The sequence below is a fragment of the Pseudomonas sp. P4_C8 genome (genome assembly GCF_056401975.1).
Genome location: NZ_JBFUIH010000007.1, coordinates 41,203 through 58,454, shown reverse-complemented (window position 1 = coordinate 58,454; position 17,252 = coordinate 41,203). Strand labels below are relative to the sequence as shown.

Sequence of the window (17,252 nt, the reverse complement as noted above, 5' to 3'; positions counted from 1 at the left end):
ACACAAAAAAACCGCCTCTTTCGAGGCGGTTTTTTTATTCAGCCAACAACCGGATTAATCAGCCAGTTTGAAGGTGATGAAGCTGGCACGACCTTGGCGCAGAACCCGCATCGAAACCGAACGGTTCTTCGGCAGTGCCTTGGCAATGTCGGTGAACTCCTTGCTCGAGCCGATGGCCTGGTTGTTCAGGTGAGTGATGATATCACCTGGCTGCAAACCAATCAGCGATGCAGGGCCTTCCTGAACTTCCTTGATCACCACACCACCTTTGAGGTCGTAGGTTTTCTTCTGCTCATCGGAAAGCTCGGCGACGGAGACACCCAAACGATTACTGCTGATTTCAACGCCCGATTTAGGCATCGTATCCATTTCTTTTTCTTCGTCAGGAATCGCGCCAACCGTTAGCTCGACATTCTTGCGCTTGCCTTCACGAATCACTTCAAGATTGGCCTTGGAGCCCGCCTTCAGCGCGCCCACCAGGTGTGGCAAATCGGCTGACATGATGATCGGCTGGCCGTTCATGCTCAGAATGACGTCGCCGACTTGCAGACCACCCTTGGCAGCCGGGCCGTCGTCCTGGATCTGAGCCACCAGTGCACCGGCCGGTTTCTCAAGACCAAACGACTCGGCCAGGTCCTTGTTCACTTCCTGAATCACCACGCCCAACCAGCCACGGCTGACTTTGCCGCCATCTTTCAGTTGATTGGAAACATCCATGGCGACGTCGATAGGGATCGCGAACGATACGCCCATGAAGCCACCGGAGCGGGTGTAGATCTGCGAGTTGATCCCGACCACTTCGCCATTCAGGTTGAACAGCGGACCACCGGAGTTACCCGGATTGATCGGCACGTCGGTCTGGATGAACGGCACATAGTTTTCGTTCGGCAGGCTGCGCCCGATGGCGCTGATGATGCCTTGGGTCACGGTGTGGTCGAAACCAAACGGCGAACCGATGGCGACAACCCACTGACCGGCTTTCAGGTCCTGGGATTTACCGAGTTTGAGAACCGGCAGGTCCTTGCCTTCGATCTTCAGCAGCGCCACGTCGGAGCGCGGATCGGTGCCGACCAGTTTGGCTTTCAGTTCACTGCGATCAGCGAGACGCACGAGGATTTCGTCGGCATCGGCAATCACATGGTTGTTGGTCAGGATATAACCATCAGGCGAGATGATGAAACCCGAGCCCAGGGACTGAGCTTCTCGCTGGCGATCACCGCGTGGCGAACGCGGTTGTTGAGGCATGCCCCTTTCAAAGAACTCGCGCAGTGCTGGCGGCAAGCCTTCAAGGTCCGGCATTTGCCCGGACACTTTGCGGTCAGGCAGTTTCTGTGTGGTACTGATGTTCACCACGGCAGGCGAGGCCTGCTCGACGATATGGGTGAAATCCGGCAACTCGGCTGCTTGAGCAGTGACCGCCTGACCAAGTATCAGCACGGTGGAAAAAATGGCGAGGTAGGACTTAAAGCGTGGTATCGACATACGGCTCCCGTTACGACGAGCATGGTTGAGCGATATGGAGCAAGGGACACCGGGAACAATACGCCGGTATTTTTGTTCCGGAAACAACAAAACAAGGCTAGAGCCGTGAAACTCTAACCTATAGAAAAATTCAGGATTGTTTGCAAATTGAAATGTTCACCAAACATTTCGACATTCACTCACTACTTGGTTGCAGTGGCATCGGTGCGCATCGACAGCGCAATCCGTTCAGCAGTGCCTATCGGGATCTCACCGACCACGGTCACCATCATTTCGCCTTGAGGCGTGGTCAGGCGCCGGGATACAGCGACAGTGGGTCCCAACTGTGTGCGGGTGTCCGTCACAGTTGCGCCATTCAATGGTTCAAGGAATACCGAGAAACGCGTCAGACCGTCGTCATACATCAGACTGTTGACCTGAGCTTTGGTCTGCGGGTCCTTGCGAGCGCTGCTGCTGGTCAACTCGAAACCAGGTGGCAACCAGTCCGAATGCCAGACTTGAGCCGTTTTAATGGCGGAAGCCTTGTCACTGTCGAGAGTGACGGCCTTGCAATCGTCGCCTGCCTGCAAGTCGCTGTCAGACGGCACCTTGGTGGTATCCAATTGCGTAAACTGGAATCGCTCCAGCAACTGCCCTTTGTCATTGAGCAACAATGACTTGAGCGGCAGGCCGGTTTCTTTATCCAGATGAAGCTCAAAACCGTATCGGTGCTGATCACGTGGCGTCAGCGAAACAATCACTGCCGCACGCCCAGCCACACGCGACTTGCCGATGACGGCAAGGTCATACCAATTCTTTAACTTTTGTGGATCCAGTGCACGAGCAGCAGAATTGGGCGAATCACCCAGTCCTGCTATCAGGGTGCCGCTGACGCATTGAGTATGCCCATCAATGCGCACGACTTCCTGTGCTGAGCCATCGAGCTGGAGTAAACGCTCGCGGACTTTGCCATCCTGGACGCGATGCCAGATGTTATGGGTAGAAAAACTACCGTTACGCTCGTAAACGAAAGTACCGTGAAAGCTTTGCTGCTGCTCGGCCTGACCCAGACGGGTCAACCAATCCTGGGCCTCATCAGCGTGGGCTGGAACAACAAACCAGCCTGCGAGTAGAAGCGAAAGTAGAGGTATGGAGCGCATGATCCTCCTTAACGGTTTTCCAGGCTTGCTGCACGAGCATATGGCAGCGCACTTTCAGTGCCTTTTAATGCAGCCTGTTGAGCATGTTGGCGCAAGTAGCTTGGCAGACGCTGATCGTGCCAGCCTGGCTGACCTTGCAAAACGCCGTTGGCCATAGGGCCAGTGGCATCCGAACTCTCATTGTAGCCTGCTAATACAGCTGGGCCTTTAACCTGAGGAGCGGCCAGACCTGGTTGATTGGATTGCTGAGCCAGTTCGACACCAGCGATCTCGTCCTGATTGTACAAACGAACGCCAGCCAGTACAGCAAGTGTGACCGAGGCGGCAACTGCCAGACGACCCAGGCTGCGCCATGGACCACGGGAGGCTTTTGCCGGCACAGCTTCGTCGGCCAGCGCAGCAGACACTGCCGCAGCGATATCCAGGCGTGGAAGCAGCAAGTCCTTGTGCATGACTGCCCGAGCGATTTGGTAACGAGCCCAGGTTTCACGGGTTTCAACATCGTCCAAGGCATTTAATACCCGACGCAATTCCAGTTCATCCGCTTCGTTATCCATCACTGCGGACAGCGATTCCTGCAGGGCTTCACGACTCATGGCGTTCCTCTCTTGGCTATCGCCGCTGTCTCAGTTTTCCTGCAACAACGGCTGCAGGGCTTTATCGATGGCTTCCCGAGCGCGGAAGATCCGGGAGCGCACGGTACCCACCGGACACTGCATGACTGCCGCAATGTCCTCGTAACTCAGACCATCAAATTCACGTAAAGTTAAAGCCGTACGCAAATCTTCTGGCAGTTGCTGAATGGTTCGATGGACGGTGCCTTCGATCTCATCCCGCAGCAACGCACGTTCTGGCGACTCGAGATCCTTGAGGCCATGATCGCCATCGTAGAACTCTGCATCCTCGGAACTGACATCACTATCCGGCGGCCGACGACCGCGTGAAACCAGATAGTTTTTCGCCGTGTTGATGGCGATGCGGTAAAGCCACGTGTAAAACGCGCTGTCTCCGCGAAAATTTCCAAGCGCTCGGTACGCCTTGATAAAGGCTTCCTGCGCCACATCCTGGGCTTCATGGGTGTCGTGCACGAAACGCACGATCAACCCGAGAATTTTGTGCTGGTATTTCAGCACTAGCAGATCGAAAGCTCGCTTGTCGCCACGTTGAACGCGCTCGACCAGCTGCTGATCCTCTTCCTGGGTTAGCATGAACACTCCTCGATAAGCTCGGAGGAGGCTTGCATAACTGAACGACCAGACTTGCAAACATAGACTCGGGCTTTTCGCAAAAGTTCTCCCCCTCCAAGCAAGTTTCCTGCGGGCTCTGATTTGGCACGCACGAAAAGCGCAGCGCGGTTTACCCGGCTGCGCGAATAATCTTGTCATCGGATTCGCCAGCAAGGATCAAACTACAGATCCTGCCCTGAAGCCGACACTGTCCCTTGAATCTGGCAACCGTCTATTGATCTTGGGCCTTTGGCAAAAGTTCCATATTTATAAATGGACGGCACCGAGATTGTGCAACCGTGAATAGAAAAATACTGTTAAATCGACGATACAGTCGTCTTGTCGTCGATTCGACCAAAAAACCATCCGACGAAGCGTCGGGTATTTCCCGTCACAGTAGTTTCACAATGCCATAGGCGCTCGGGTATTGTGCCGCGCCCCCCCTCTATATACTAGTGGGCTGTGTGGCCGACTGACTCGCCGTTCCAGCAGTCATGCGCCAACCCCGACCCGGGTCGCTTTGAGCGGAATCCTGAAATGAGCCAACAGTTTCAACATGATGTTCTGGTGATTGGCAGCGGTGCTGCCGGTTTGAGTCTTGCGCTGACCTTGCCCGATCATTTGCGCATCGCGGTACTGAGCAAAGGCGACCTCGCCAATGGCTCGACTTTCTGGGCCCAGGGCGGCGTCGCAGCCGTTCTGGATGACGCCGACACCGTCGAGTCTCACGTCGATGACACCCTCAATGCCGGCGGCGGCCTGTGCCATGAAGACGCTGTTCGTTTTACCGTCGAACACAGCAAAGAAGCGATCCAATGGCTGATCGACCAAGGTGTGCCGTTTACCCGCGATGAACAATCCGGCACCGAAGACGGCGGGTTCGAGTTTCACCTGACCCGCGAAGGCGGCCACAGCCATCGGCGCATCATTCATGCGGCCGATGCCACGGGCGCCGCGATATTCAGAACATTGCTGGCCCAGGCAAAACAACGGCCTAATATCGAATTGCTGGAACAGCGCGTCGCGGTGGACCTGATCACCGAAAAACGTCTGGGTCTGGAAGGCGACCGCTGCCTTGGCGCTTATGTACTCAATCGCGGGACCGGCGAAGTCGACACCTACGGCGCACGCTTCGTCATCCTCGCATCCGGTGGCGCGGCCAAAGTCTACCTCTATACCAGCAACCCGGACGGCGCCTGCGGTGATGGCATCGCCATGGCCTGGCGTTCGGGCTGCCGGGTAGCGAATCTGGAGTTCAACCAGTTCCACCCCACCTGCCTTTACCACCCACAGGCAAAAAGCTTCCTGGTCACCGAAGCCCTGCGCGGCGAAGGTGCACACTTGAAGCTGCCTAACGGTGAACGGTTCATGCAGCGCTTTGACCCGCGCGCAGAGCTGGCGCCACGGGACATTGTTGCCCGGGCCATCGACCATGAAATGAAGCGCTTGGGTGTCGACTGTGTCTATCTGGACATCAGCCACAAATCCGAAGCGTTCATCAAGTCGCACTTTCCAACGGTGTACGAACGCTGCCTCGAGTTTTCCATCGACATTACCAAGCAGCCGATCCCGGTGGTTCCGGCGGCGCACTACACCTGCGGTGGCGTGATGGTCGATCAGAACGGCCGCACCGACGTGCCAGGGCTGTATGCCATTGGCGAAACCAGTTTCACCGGCCTGCACGGCGCCAACCGCATGGCCAGCAACTCGCTGCTGGAGTGTTTCGTCTACGCCCGTTCAGCGGCGGCGGACATTATTGAACAGCTGCCGCACGTGCCAATGCCAGTCGCGCTGCCCATTTGGGATGCGAGCCAAGTCACCGATTCCGATGAAGACGTGATCATTGCGCACAACTGGGACGAACTGCGGCGATTCATGTGGGACTACGTCGGTATCGTGCGCACCAACAAACGCTTGCAACGGGCCCAGCACCGTGTGCAGCTGTTGCTGGACGAAATCGATGAGTTCTACAGCAACTATAAGGTCAGCCGCGATTTGATCGAGTTGCGCAACCTGGCTCAGGTAGCAGAACTGATGATCCAGTCCGCCATGGAGCGCAAGGAAAGCCGGGGCCTGCATTACACCCTCGACTACCCCAATATGCTCCCGGTTGCCCTGGACACTATTCTGGTGCCGCCCACCTACGTCGACTGAACGCAAGTCGAACCCGCAGGCGTCGGTGCACATCCGCCGCCTGAGAGTCGTGGGGTACGCAGATCGATCTGACCCGCCGTTCGCCGCGCAGGCGAAACCGTAGCACCACGATCAATGGCAGCGCGAGGCTGTCCGGGCGCAGCTGCACCGGCTGCCAACCCTGCGCCTGATTCCATAACTGCCAACCCTCGGCGTCGCGTCGCAAGCCGCGAAATGCCTGTGGGTGTGTCAGCAAAACCTGACGCGGCAATACCCAAACGCCATGCGCCAGACAGCAAAAAGCGCCGAGCAGACTGGCCCAGACCGGTATAGACAGAAGAAACAACGAACCCAACGCGAATAGCTGGGCCAGGAGATACGCCGCCAGCAACTGCCGAGAGGCATGCCAGCGGCATTCGAACGTATTACTTGGGCTGGACACGATCCAGGATCATGCGAACCATGCGCTGAAGCTCCGGATCTTCGGATTCGGCGCGTTCCATGAACCAGCCGAACATGTCCTGATCTTCGCACTCAAGCAGCTTGCGGTAGCAATCGCGGTCGACATCATTGAGGTGCGGGTAGACCTCTTTTACAAACGGCACCAGCAATACGTCCAGCTCAAGCATGCCGCGGCGGCTGTGCCAGTAGAGGCGATTCAGTTCAACATCTTCGACCATGGAGCGCTCCTCAAATAGGCGGCAAGTATACAGCCCCGGGCAGCGTCGAACAGTCAGCTTTGGTCGGGCACTGCCGACCTTTTGTGAACTACCCATTTCATGGTCGCCCCCTTATGATGTCCCCCAGACTCTTTACCCTGCGATGACCCATGGCCGATTCTGCTTTTTTCTGCACCCTGTCTCACGAAGGCGTTCTGGCGGTCCGCGGCGCGGATGCCGGCAAATTCCTGCAAGGCCAATTGACCTGCAACCTCAATTACCTGAGCGATACCCAGGCCAGTCTGGGCGCCCGTTGCACGCAAAAAGGCCGGATGCAGTCGAGTTTCCGCATTCTGCTGGAAGGCGACGGCGTTTTGATGGCGATGGCCACCGAGCTGCTGGAACCGCAGTTGGCGGACCTGAAAAAGTACGCCGTGTTCTCCAAATCCAAACTGACCGACGAAAGCGTCGCCTGGGTCCGCTTCGGCCTTGATCATGGCGATGCCGCGCTGAGCAGCCTCGGTCTTGAGTTGCTGGCAGACACCGACAGTGTCGTGCGTCATGAAGGTCTGATCGCCATCCGCGTTTCACCGGATCGCGCTGAACTGTGGGTCGCCGCTGATCAGGCCGATGCCATCAAAGGCAAGCTGACCGCCATGTTGCCCGAAGGCAATCTGAACCAATGGCTACTGGGCCAGATCCGCGCAGGGATCGGTCAGGTCATGCCAGAGACACGTGAACTGTTCATCCCGCAGATGCTCAATCTGCAAGCCGTCGGTGGCGTGAGCTTCAAGAAAGGCTGCTACACCGGCCAGGAAATCGTCGCGCGCATGCAGTACCTGGGCAAACTCAAGCGCCGCTTGTATCGTCTGACCCTCGATGCCAGCGCACTGCCCGCCCCCGGCACACCGCTGTTTTCCCCGTCCCATGGCAGTTCCATCGGCGAAGTGGTCCTGGCGGCCAACGCGGAACAACACATTGAACTCCTGGCCGTGCTGCAAGCCGAAGCAGCTGAGGGTGGTGACATTCATCTCGGCACTCTCGAAGGACCAGCCCTGAACTTGCTCGACCTGCCTTACTCACTGGATCGCGACCGCGAAATCCAGCGTTAACCGCAGCATTTGTTGCAACACCCTAGAGAAACGAAATGAACGATCTGGCGGAAAAGGTCCAACAGGATTTGGTTGAGGCCATCGATAACGATGACCTGGTTCTGCCAACATTACCGGAAGTGGCCATGCAGATTCGCAAGGCCGCCGAAGACCCGGAAATCAGTGTCAGTACACTGAGCAAAGTGATCGGCCGCGATACGGCGTTATCGGCGCGCCTGATCAAAGTGGTCAACAGCCCGCTGCTGCGTGCGACTCAAGAGGTGAACGACCTGCACACGGCGATCACGCGACTGGGCGTCAACTACAGCAGCAACCTGGCGATCGGCCTGGTGATGGAACAGATTTTCCACGCCCGCTCCGAGGTGGTGCAACAGAAAATGCGCGATGTCTGGCGCAAAAGCCTGGAAATCGCCGGGGTCAGCTATGCCTTGTGCCGCCATTACACACAACTCAAACCCGACCAGGCCGCCCTCGGTGGTCTGGTGCATCAGATCGGCGTGTTGCCGATTCTGACCTACGCCGAAGACCACTATCAGCTGCTTTCTGACCCGGTCAGCCTCAACCATGTGATCGATCAGATTCATCCGTTGATCGGCGACAAACTGCTCAGGGTTTGGGAGTTTCCGGAGAAACTGGTGAAGGTGCCAGGGCAATACCTGGACTTCAAGCGGGAGTCTGACCGGATTGATTATGTCGATCTGGTGCAAGTGGCCAGTCTGTATTGCCACAAGGATACCGATCATCCGCTGGCTCGAATCGATGTGTTCAACGTGCCGTCGTTCAAGAAGCTGGGGATCGATCCGCAGAACGAGGCGATGTGCCGGGATCTGGAAGAATCGCGGTCGATGTTTTACTAGCCGAGACCGTGTCGCTGCCATCGCGAGCAGGCTCGCTCCCACAATGGATCTCCGTAACACGGAAGATCCCTGTGGGAGCGAGCCGGCTCCGGGCGGCGTTCCGACGATGGGGCCAAAACAGGCACCATCATTCACCGGCAATAAAACTCACCCGAACCTTCAACCCCTTCGTCTCACCATCATGCAGGCTGATCTGCGCCAGATGCGCGCGGCAGATTTCGCCAACAATCGCCAACCCCAGTCCCGACCCGGCCACCTGCTGATTACGTCGGTAAAAGCGCTCGAACACCCGCTCCCGCTCTTCAACCGGAATCCCCGGCCCGTCGTCCTCAACCTCCAGGACCGCCGGTGCAGTGACCCGCAGAATCACATTGCCGCCCGACGGTGTATGGGCCAGTGCGTTATCCACCAGATTACTCAGCAGTTCGTTCAGCAGCGTCGGTTCACCGCGCAGCCACACCGGCTCGTCCGCTTCCAGTGCTAGGGCAACACCGCGTGCGTGGGCCAGCGGCGCCATGGCCATGCCCAACTCCCGCGCCAACTGACTCAAATCCAGCAACTGCGCCCCGCCCTCGGCAATGGCTCGGGCACCGTTTTCGACCCGTGCCAGCGACAGCAATTGATTGGCCAAATGCGTCAATCTATCCGTGCCCTGGGCAGCAGTTTCCAGGGTGTTGCGCCAGGTTTCGGGCTCACTCGCCCGCAGGCCAAGCTCAAGCCGCGCCTTGAGCGCCGCCAACGGCGTACGCAGTTCATGGGCGGCATCGGCGATGAACTGAGCCTGACGCTCGAACTGCTCGCGCAGCCGCTCGGTAAAGTGATTGAGCGCGCGGACCAGCGGCCACAACTCGTGTTGCACTTCCACCAACGGCAATGGCCGCAGATCATCCGACTGGCGCTCTTCCACTGCCGTGCGCAAGCGTTCCAGCGGGCGCAACGCCGCACTCACCGCAAACCACACCAACAGCAGCGCGCCAATCGCCAGCATGCCCAGCCGCAGCAACGTATCCGCCGCCAGGCTGCGCGCCATGCTGACCCGTGCCTCATCGGTTTCCGCAACGCGAATTTCCGCCATACCATTCATATTCGGCTCGCTGACCGGTTTGAGCAGGCTGACCACCCGCACGTTCTGCCCGCGATACGTGGCGTTGTAAAACCGTGCCAACGCCGGGTAGTCATCGGTGCGCGGCGTTCCGGGAGGTGGTGCGGGAAGGTTTTCGTAACCGGAAATCAAATTCTGGTGAATGTCATTGACCAGGTAAAAGATTCGCCCCGCACTGTCGTAGGCAAACGTATCCAGCGCCACGTAGGGCACGTCGGCACTGAGCGTGCCGTCACGCTGGGTGACACCCGCCGCAATGGTTCGCGCCGACGCCAGCAAAGTGCGGTCATAGGCGGTGTCGGCCGCTTCGCGACCATTCCAGTACGCGCTCAAACCGCTGGCAAGCATTAACACCACCAGCAACAGCGCGAGGTTCCACAGCAACCGCCAGCGCAGGCTGCTGGGCTTATGCATCGCGGCTTTCCAGCAAGTAGCCAAGACCGCGGAAGGTCACGATCGCGACCGGTTGGCCGTCGAGTTTTTTGCGTAAGCGATGCACGTAGATTTCGATCGCGTCAGGGCTGGCTTCTTCGTCCAGACCGAACACCTGGGAGGCCAGTTGCTCTTTGCTCATCACCCGTCCGGGCCGGGCGATCAGCGCCTCGAGAACGGCCTGTTCACGCGAGGTCAGGGTCAGCAATTCTTCCCCGAGGGTGAAGCGCCGGGTGTCCAGATCATAGGCCAGCACACCGCAGCGCTGCTGACGTTCACCGCCCAGCACACTGCGGCGCAACAAAGCTTTGACCCGCGCTTCGAGTTCGGTCAGTTCAAAGGGTTTGGCCAGGTAATCGTCAGCACCAAGGTTCAGGCCATGGACCCGATCCTTGACGTCGCTACGCGCGGTCAACATCAGCACCGGAAGGTTTTTCCCCCGGGAGCGCAAGCGCGCGAGCACTTCAAAACCGTCCATGCGCGGCAGGCCGACATCGAGAATGGCCATGGCGTATTCCTCGCTGCTCAAGGCCAGGTCTGCAGCCACGCCATCGTGCAGCACGTCCACCGTCAGCCCGGTGCTCTTGAGCGCCTGGGCGACACTTTCGGCAAGCTGCAAGTGGTCTTCGACGAGCAGAACACGCATGGATCTTTACCTCATTCAGGGGATGGTCGACGCCATTCTTTGGCGCGAAGTTTACAGCCGCATCCGCTGCTGTGAAGCCTGTAAACCGTGAAAGCCTGCTGAAAGGTTAGTGAAAGGTTGGCCCGTTAGAGTCGGCCCACGGATGGTTTCGAATGCAGACCCTCCAATAGTGCTTTGAAATGTAGCTCCCGAAAAACGCCATGACGCGTTTTCGTCAATAAGAACAATAAATGAGGTACTGCACCATGCTGTCTACGCAGCTTCAGGCTTGCCCGTCCCACCTTTTCCCCAGAATCCCGTCGTTTACGCTTGCCAGCGCCGTTGCCGGCTGCACGACGCGAAACCGCCGCACCTGAAACATCCCCAAAAACAAAAACTCCCATGGAGACAATAATGAATCGATCCCTGCGCCGTTTCGCCCTCGCCGCCAGCTGCATGCTGTTCGCCAGTCAATTGATGGCCGAACCCAAACGCCCGGAATGCATCGCCCCGGCCTCACCGGGCGGTGGTTTCGACCTCACCTGCAAATTGGCGCAGAGCGCGCTGATCAACGAAAAGCTGCTGACCAAACCGATGCGCGTGACCTACATGCCCGGCGGTGTCGGCGCAGTGGCGTACAACGCGGTGGTCGCTCAGCGCCCCGCCGACGCTGGCACGTTGGTGGCCTGGTCCAGCGGCTCGCTGCTGAACCTGGCGCAAGGCAAGTTTGGTCGATTCGATGAAACCAACGTGCGCTGGCTGGCCGCCGTCGGCACCAGTTATGGCGCCATCGCGGTGAAAAGCGATTCGCCCTACAAGACCCTGGACGATCTGGTCAAAGCGCTGAAAGAAGACCCGAGCAAAGTGGTGATCGGCTCCGGCGGCACCGTCGGCAGCCAGGACTGGATGCAAACCGCACTGATCGCCAAGGCAGCAGGGATCAACCCGCGCGACCTGCGCTACGTCGCCCTCGAAGGCGGCGGTGAAATCGCCACCGCCCTGCTCGGTGGGCACATTCAGGTCGGCAGCACCGACATCTCCGACTCCATGCCGCACATCCAGAGCGGTGACATGCGCTTGCTGGCCGTGTTCGCCGAGAAGCGCCTGGACGAGCCGGAAATGAAAGACATCCCGACCGCCAAAGAGCAAGGCTACGACATCGTCTGGCCGGTGGTTCGCGGCTTCTACCTCGGGCCAAAAGTCAGCGACGAAGACTACGCCTGGTGGAAAGACGCCTTCGACAAGCTGCTGGCGTCCGAAGACTTCGCCAAGCTGCGCGATCAACGTGAACTGTTCCCGTTCGCCATGACCGGCCCGGAGCTGGACACCTACGTGAAGAAGCAGGTTGCGGACTACAAAGTGCTGGCCAAAGAGTTCGGCCTGATCCAGTGATTGCCTCTGTCTAGCGGCTGCGGCCTCGTTCTTCGAGGCCGCGGCACAGGAGTTTTCCATGCTCTTACAACGCATTTTTGCTTCGGTGCTGATGCTCGCCTGTGTTGGCCTGGCGCTGATGGCCTGGCCGTATCAAGCGGCTTTTTCCTACGAACCGGTGGGACCCAGAGCCTTTCCGCTGTTGATGCTCGGGCTGATGGGCCTGGCGCTGTTGTACATGGTGTTCCGTCCCGCACCGATCAAGCACGACGCTGACGAACCACCGATGGACCGCGAAACCCTGACCAAGATCGGCCTGTGCGTGGTGCTGTTGCTGGTGTTTGCCGGCACCTTCGAACCCCTTGGTTTCATCGTCGCCAGCATCCTGATCGGCATTCCAATGGCGCGCCTGTATGGCGGTCGCTGGGTGCCCAGCATTGTGATCATCACACTAATGGCCGTCGGCCTTTATCTGTTGTTCGACAAGTTGATGGACGTGCCGCTGCCCTTGGGCGTGCTCGACGTTCTGGAGAACTGATATGGATACGCTTGGCTATTTGGGTCAGGGTTTCGGCGTCGCGCTGAGCCCGTACAACCTGGTGACCGCCCTGTGCGGCACCCTGATCGGCACCGTAGTCGGCCTGCTGCCAGGCCTTGGCCCGATCAATGGCGTGGCATTGTTGATCCCGATTGCATTCGCCCTCGGCCTGCCACCGGAGTCGGCACTGATCCTGCTGGCGGCGGTGTATCTGGGTTGCGAATACGGCGGACGGATCAGCTCGATTCTGCTGAACATTCCCGGTGAAGCCTCTACCGTCATGACCACGCTGGACGGTTACCCGATGGCCCGCAAAGGCCTGGCCGGTGTCGCGCTGTCGTTGTCGGCGTGGAGTTCGTTTATCGGCGCGTTCATCGCCACCTGCGGCATGGTGCTGTTCGCCCCGCTGCTGGCGAAATGGGCGATTGCCTTCGGTCCGGCGGAATATTTCGTGCTGATGGTGTTCGCCATTGTTTGCCTTGGCGGCATGGCCGGTGACCGACCGCTGAAAACCTTTATTGCGGCGTTGATCGGTTTGTTTCTGTCGAGCGTCGGGATCGATGCCAACAGCGGCGTTTACCGGTTCACCGGGGACAACATCCATCTGACCGACGGCATCCAATTTGTCGTGTTGGTGTTGGGTCTATTCTCCATCAGTGAAATTCTCCTGCTGCTGGAAAAAACCCATCATGGTCAGGAAGCAGTGAAAGCTACCGGCCGCATGATGTTCAACTTCAAGGAAGCCTCGGCGGTGTTCGTGGTGAACCTGCGTTGTGGCGTGCTGGGCTTCATCATGGGCGTGTTGCCGGGAGCCGGAGCGACCCTCGCCAGCGCCGTGGCCTACATGACCGAAAAACGTATCGCCGGTGCCAAAGGCACGTTCGGCCAGGGCGACATGCGTGGCCTCGCGGCACCGGAAACCGCCATCGGTGGCGCAGCGTGCGGCGCACTGGTGCCGATGCTGACCCTCGGTGTTCCCGGCTCTGGCACCACGGCGGTGATGATCGGCGCCCTGTCTCTGTACAACATCACGCCGGGGCCGCTGCTGTTCCAACAACAACCCGACATCGTCTGGGGCCTGATCGCGTCGTTGTTCATCGCCAACATCATGCTGGTGATCCTCAACATTCCGATGATCCGTGTCTTCACTCGCATCCTCGCCGTGCCTAACTGGGCGCTGGTGCCGGTGATCGCGATCATCACCGGGATCGGCGTCTACGCGGTGCACGCAACTACGTTCGACCTGTTCCTGATGATCGGCATCGGCATCTTCGGCTATATCCTGCGCAAGCTGGACTTCCCGTTGTCGCCGATTTTGCTGGGCTTCATCCTCGGCGGCCTGATGGAACAAAACCTGCGTCGCGCGCTGTCGATTTCCAACGGTGCACTGGAAATCCTCTGGTCCAGCCCGATCACCTTCGGCTGCTGGGTACTGACCGCGATCATGCTGCTGATGCCACTCCTGCGGATCTGGCGTAAACGTTCGGCCACTCAACGCGCTATCGCCGATGTCTGATCGAACACCGTTCAAAGCCTGGTGGGGAACACCGCTGGTCGGTCTGCTGGGCGGTTACCTCGCCAGCCAGATCGGCTGGCCGCTGCCGTGGATGGTCGGCTCGTTGCTGGCGATCATCCTCGTGCGTTGCCTGACCCCTTGGCAATTGGCGGAAATCCCTGGCGGCCGCAAGTGCGGCCAGTGGATTGTGGGAGTCGGCATCGGCCTGCACTTCACCCCGGTGGTGATGGAGCAGGTGCTGGGGCATTTCGGTCTGATCTTCTTCGGTGCGTTGGTCACCAGCCTGTCGGCCGTGGTCGGGGTCTGGTTGATGCGCCGTACCGGTGAAGATCGCGCCACCGCGTTCTTTTCCAGCATGCCCGGCGGCTCCGGAGAGATGGTCAACCTCGGTGCTCGCAACGGTGCGGTGCTCAGCCGTGTGGCGGCGGGACAAAGTTTGCGGGTGCTTGTGGTGGTGTTGTGTGTGCCGGCGGCGTTCAAGTATTTGTTGGGTGACGGTGCGCCGGTTTTGCACGCCACGGCCGTGGACTGGCGCTGGCTGGCCTTTTTATTCCCGGCAGGCGCCTTGGCGGCGTGGCTCTGGGAACGTCTTCGTCAACCCAATCCATGGCTGTTCGGCCCGTTGCTGGTGAGTGCAGCGGTGAGCATCGGTTGGGATTTGCACATTGGTTTGCCCAATGGCGGAAGCCAGATCGGCCAATGGCTGATTGGTAGCGGCTTGGGTTGTCACTTCAACCGACAGTTTTTTCGGCGTGCGCCTTCCTTCATGGGCCGGACCTTGATCGGCACGGTGCTGACCATGTTGATCGCCACGGCGGCGGCGCTGGGGTTGAGTGCGCTGACCCATCTGGATTTGCGCTCGCTAACCCTGGGCATGATGCCCGGCGGGATCGCGGAAATGAGCCTGACGGCGGAGACGCTGCAATTGTCGGTGCCGCTGGTGACGGCGATGCAGGTGATGCGGTTGTTGTTTGTGCTGTTTCTGGCGGAGCCGTTGTTCAAATACTGGAACCGCAATCCAGAGTAAAGACCGAGTTGAATTCATCGCCAGCAGGCTGGCTCCCACAAGTTTTTTAAACACCGTAAAACCAATGTGGGAGCCAGCCTGCTGGCGATGCTTTTCAAACCGGCGGCAACCGCCACTCAATCGGCGTCTCGCCATTCTGCTCAAGAAACTTGTTGGTCCGGCTGAAGTGCCCGCATCCCAGAAAACCGCGATACGCGGACAACGGCGACGGATGCACCGACGTCAGCACCAGGTGCTTGGTCGCGTCGATTAGCTTCTGTTTGCTCTGGGCATGTGCGCCCCACAGCATAAACACCAGATGCGGCTGCTGCTGGCTGACGACCTCAATGATCCGGTCCGTGAAAAACTGCCAGCCCTTATCCTTGTGCGCATTGGCATTGGCGCGCTCGACCGTCATGGTGGTGTTGAGCATCAGCACGCCTTGGTCGGCCCAGCTCTGCAAATAGCCATGGTTGGGAATATCGATGTTCAGGTCGCGTTTCAACTCTTTATAAATGTTTACCAGCGACGGCGGCGCCGGCACGCCCGGTTGCACCGAGAAGCACAAACCATGGGCCTGGCCCGGGCCGTGGTAGGGATCCTGACCGAGGATGACGACCTTTACCTTGTCCAACGGCGTGGAGTTGAGCGCGTTGAAAATCATTGGGCCCGGCGGATAGATCTCTTTGCCCGCCGCACGCTCCTGTTGCAGGAAATCACGCAACTCTGCCATGTAGGGCTGGTCGAATTCGGCACGCAGTGCCTCCTTCCAGCTCGGTTCGAGTTTGATACGGTCGTCAGCAGTCATGGTTACATCCGGCAAAAACAATGGGGCGAACCCTAGGAAAGCCCATCACGCTTGTCAATTGATCTGACGCACATCCGGCACTTTCCTGTACAGCGATCATACTAAACGCTCAAATTCCCGATCGAGGTCACGATGAATCTGCACTTCGAAGAACTCACCGGCACCGACGGCGCTCGCATCGGCATCGCCAGCCTCGATGCCGAAAAGTCCCTTAACGCCCTGTCCTTGCCGATGATCAACGCCCTGCGTGATCAAATGGACGCCTGGGCCAAGGACCCGCAAATAGTCTGCGTGTTACTGCGTGGCAACGGCGCCAAGGCCTTCTGTGCCGGTGGTGAAGTGCGCAGCCTGGTGGAAGCCTGTCGCGCTCATCCCGGGGAGGTGCCGCCGTTGGCCGCGCACTTCTTTGCGGCGGAATATCGCCTGGACTTCAAATTGCACACTTACCCGAAACCGTTGATCTGCTGGGGTCATGGTTATGTGCTCGGCGGCGGGATGGGGTTGTTGCAAGGCGCGAGTGTCCGGATTGTCACGCCAAGCACTCGGCTGGCAATGCCTGAGATCAGCATTGGTCTGTACCCGGACGTTGGCGCCAGTTGGTTTCTGTCGCGAATGCCCGGCAAGCTCGGGCTGTTTTTGGGCCTTACCGGTGCCCACATGAACGGCCGCGATGCAATCGACCTGGACCTGGCCGACCGTTTCTTGCTCGATGAACAACAGGAGGAACTGATCGAAGGGTTGCTGCAATTGAACTGGCAGGAACAAACGCCGATGCAGCTCAACAGTTTGCTCAAGGCCTTGCAGCAGGAAGCGGTCGCGCAAATGCCCGAAGCCCAGTGGTTGCCACGGCGCCAGCACATTGATGAACTGCTGGACGTCAGTGATGTGAGTTGCGCCTGGAAGGCCATCAGCCTGCAACGCGACAGCTCCGATCTGCTACTCAGCCGTGCCGCAAAAACCATGAGTGAAGGCTCGCCGCTGACCGCGCATCTGGTCTGGGAGCAAATCGCCCGGGCCCGGCACCTGTCGCTGGCTCAGGTTTTTCAGATGGAATACACGATGAGCCTCAACTGTTGTCGACATCCGGAGTTCAGCGAAGGTGTGCGCGCACGGTTGATCGACAAGGACCAGAAACCGCACTGGCACTGGCCGGACATCAACAACGTACCGGATTCCGTGGTGGACGCGCACTTCCAGAAGGCCTGGGAAGGTCGGCACCCACTGGCGGATTTGTCCGAATACTGAA

At 58.7% G+C, this 17,252-nt stretch carries 17 protein-coding genes; 8 read left to right on the top strand and 9 right to left on the bottom strand.

Features of this window, described 5'->3' with window-relative positions:
- Window positions 1-54: 54 nt before the first annotated feature.
- The 4 genes from AC1DWM_RS06315 to rpoE all read right to left on the bottom strand — a co-directional run bounded on the left by AC1DWM_RS06315 (window position 55) and on the right by rpoE (window position 3,829).
- Window positions 55-1,482 carry a DegQ family serine endoprotease gene (locus AC1DWM_RS06315; RefSeq protein ID WP_223511331.1) on the bottom strand — a complete coding sequence of 476 codons (1,428 nt, stop codon included), beginning with the start codon at window positions 1,480-1,482 and terminating at the stop codon, window positions 55-57.
- A 182-nt stretch (window positions 1,483-1,664) separates the two neighbouring features.
- Window positions 1,665-2,621, bottom strand: a complete 957-nt coding sequence (locus tag AC1DWM_RS06310) for a MucB/RseB C-terminal domain-containing protein (protein ID WP_223511330.1) — start codon at window positions 2,619-2,621, stop codon at window positions 1,665-1,667.
- An 8-nt stretch (window positions 2,622-2,629) separates the two neighbouring features.
- Window positions 2,630-3,217: a sigma-E factor negative regulatory protein gene (locus AC1DWM_RS06305; RefSeq protein WP_223511329.1), complete on the bottom strand. Its 588-nt coding sequence runs from the start codon at window positions 3,215-3,217 to the stop codon at window positions 2,630-2,632.
- A gap of 30 nt (window positions 3,218-3,247) precedes the next feature.
- Window positions 3,248-3,829 (bottom strand): RNA polymerase sigma factor RpoE/AlgU, encoded by a 582-nt coding sequence (rpoE, locus tag AC1DWM_RS06300; RefSeq protein WP_007944079.1) that lies wholly within the window; start codon window positions 3,827-3,829, stop codon window positions 3,248-3,250.
- Between the two features lie 555 nt (window positions 3,830-4,384).
- Between rpoE and nadB the strand changes: the two genes are divergently transcribed.
- Complete coding sequence (gene nadB / locus AC1DWM_RS06295) at window positions 4,385-6,001, top strand: L-aspartate oxidase (protein ID WP_223511327.1); 1,617 nt, start codon at window positions 4,385-4,387, stop codon at window positions 5,999-6,001.
- Here nadB and AC1DWM_RS06290 read toward each other — a convergent pair.
- On the bottom strand, window positions 5,970-6,422 hold the full coding sequence (locus AC1DWM_RS06290; RefSeq protein ID WP_223511325.1) for a protein YgfX: 453 nt from the start codon (window positions 6,420-6,422) through the stop codon (window positions 5,970-5,972). The two genes, nadB and AC1DWM_RS06290, sit on opposite strands and share 32 nt — an antisense overlap.
- A complete protein-coding gene (locus AC1DWM_RS06285; protein ID WP_007944081.1) occupies window positions 6,406-6,660 on the bottom strand; it encodes an FAD assembly factor SdhE in 255 nt (84 codons plus the stop codon). The genes AC1DWM_RS06290 and AC1DWM_RS06285 overlap by 17 nt, the downstream gene beginning before the upstream one ends.
- A 149-nt stretch (window positions 6,661-6,809) precedes the next feature.
- Here AC1DWM_RS06285 and ygfZ point away from each other — a divergent pair, with 149 nt between their 5' ends.
- Both ygfZ and AC1DWM_RS06275 read left to right on the top strand, forming a co-directional pair.
- Entirely contained in the window at window positions 6,810-7,751 is a 942-nt protein-coding gene (gene ygfZ / locus AC1DWM_RS06280) for a CAF17-like 4Fe-4S cluster assembly/insertion protein YgfZ (protein ID WP_223511323.1), read from the top strand.
- 35 nt (window positions 7,752-7,786) lie between these two features.
- Window positions 7,787-8,608: an HDOD domain-containing protein gene (locus AC1DWM_RS06275; protein WP_452625284.1), complete on the top strand. Its 822-nt coding sequence runs from the start codon at window positions 7,787-7,789 to the stop codon at window positions 8,606-8,608.
- 127 nt (window positions 8,609-8,735) lie between these two features.
- Here AC1DWM_RS06275 and AC1DWM_RS06270 read toward each other — a convergent pair whose 3' ends face one another.
- Together AC1DWM_RS06270 and AC1DWM_RS06265 are read right to left on the bottom strand one after the other, a co-directional pair.
- Window positions 8,736-10,124, bottom strand: a complete 1,389-nt coding sequence (locus AC1DWM_RS06270) for a sensor histidine kinase (RefSeq protein ID WP_223511319.1) — start codon at window positions 10,122-10,124, stop codon at window positions 8,736-8,738.
- Complete coding sequence (locus tag AC1DWM_RS06265; RefSeq protein ID WP_007944085.1) at window positions 10,117-10,788, bottom strand: response regulator; 672 nt, start codon at window positions 10,786-10,788, stop codon at window positions 10,117-10,119. Before AC1DWM_RS06265 ends, AC1DWM_RS06270 begins: the two co-directional genes overlap by 8 nt.
- A gap of 393 nt (window positions 10,789-11,181) precedes the next feature.
- On the opposite strand from AC1DWM_RS06265, the gene AC1DWM_RS06260 reads away from it, so the two are divergent.
- Genes AC1DWM_RS06260 through AC1DWM_RS06245 form a run of 4 tightly spaced genes read left to right on the top strand, consistent with a single transcriptional unit; the run spans window position 11,182 to window position 15,219 of the window.
- The gene (locus AC1DWM_RS06260; protein ID WP_411741827.1) at window positions 11,182-12,159 is read left to right on the top strand and encodes a Bug family tripartite tricarboxylate transporter substrate binding protein; all 978 of its coding nucleotides are present in this window, start codon (window positions 11,182-11,184) and stop codon (window positions 12,157-12,159) included.
- 58 nt (window positions 12,160-12,217) lie between these two features.
- A complete protein-coding gene (locus AC1DWM_RS06255; protein ID WP_223511317.1) occupies window positions 12,218-12,676 on the top strand; it encodes a tripartite tricarboxylate transporter TctB family protein in 459 nt (152 codons plus the stop codon).
- Between the two features lies 1 nt (window position 12,677).
- Window positions 12,678-14,192 (top strand): tripartite tricarboxylate transporter permease, encoded by a 1,515-nt coding sequence (locus AC1DWM_RS06250; protein ID WP_477794833.1) that lies wholly within the window; start codon window positions 12,678-12,680, stop codon window positions 14,190-14,192.
- Complete coding sequence (locus AC1DWM_RS06245; protein ID WP_477794832.1) at window positions 14,185-15,219, top strand: AbrB family transcriptional regulator; 1,035 nt, start codon at window positions 14,185-14,187, stop codon at window positions 15,217-15,219. Before AC1DWM_RS06250 ends, AC1DWM_RS06245 begins: the two co-directional genes overlap by 8 nt.
- Before the next feature lie 94 nt (window positions 15,220-15,313).
- On the opposite strand, the gene ung is transcribed toward AC1DWM_RS06245, so the two are convergent.
- Window positions 15,314-16,006, bottom strand: a complete 693-nt coding sequence (gene ung, locus AC1DWM_RS06240; protein ID WP_192228690.1) for a uracil-DNA glycosylase — start codon at window positions 16,004-16,006, stop codon at window positions 15,314-15,316.
- A 132-nt stretch (window positions 16,007-16,138) separates the two neighbouring features.
- Here ung and AC1DWM_RS06235 point away from each other — a divergent pair, with 132 nt between their 5' ends.
- Window positions 16,139-17,251 carry an enoyl-CoA hydratase/isomerase family protein gene (locus AC1DWM_RS06235; RefSeq protein WP_477794831.1) on the top strand — a complete coding sequence of 371 codons (1,113 nt, stop codon included), beginning with the start codon at window positions 16,139-16,141 and terminating at the stop codon, window positions 17,249-17,251.
- The last annotated feature ends 1 nt before the right edge of the window (window position 17,252 follow it).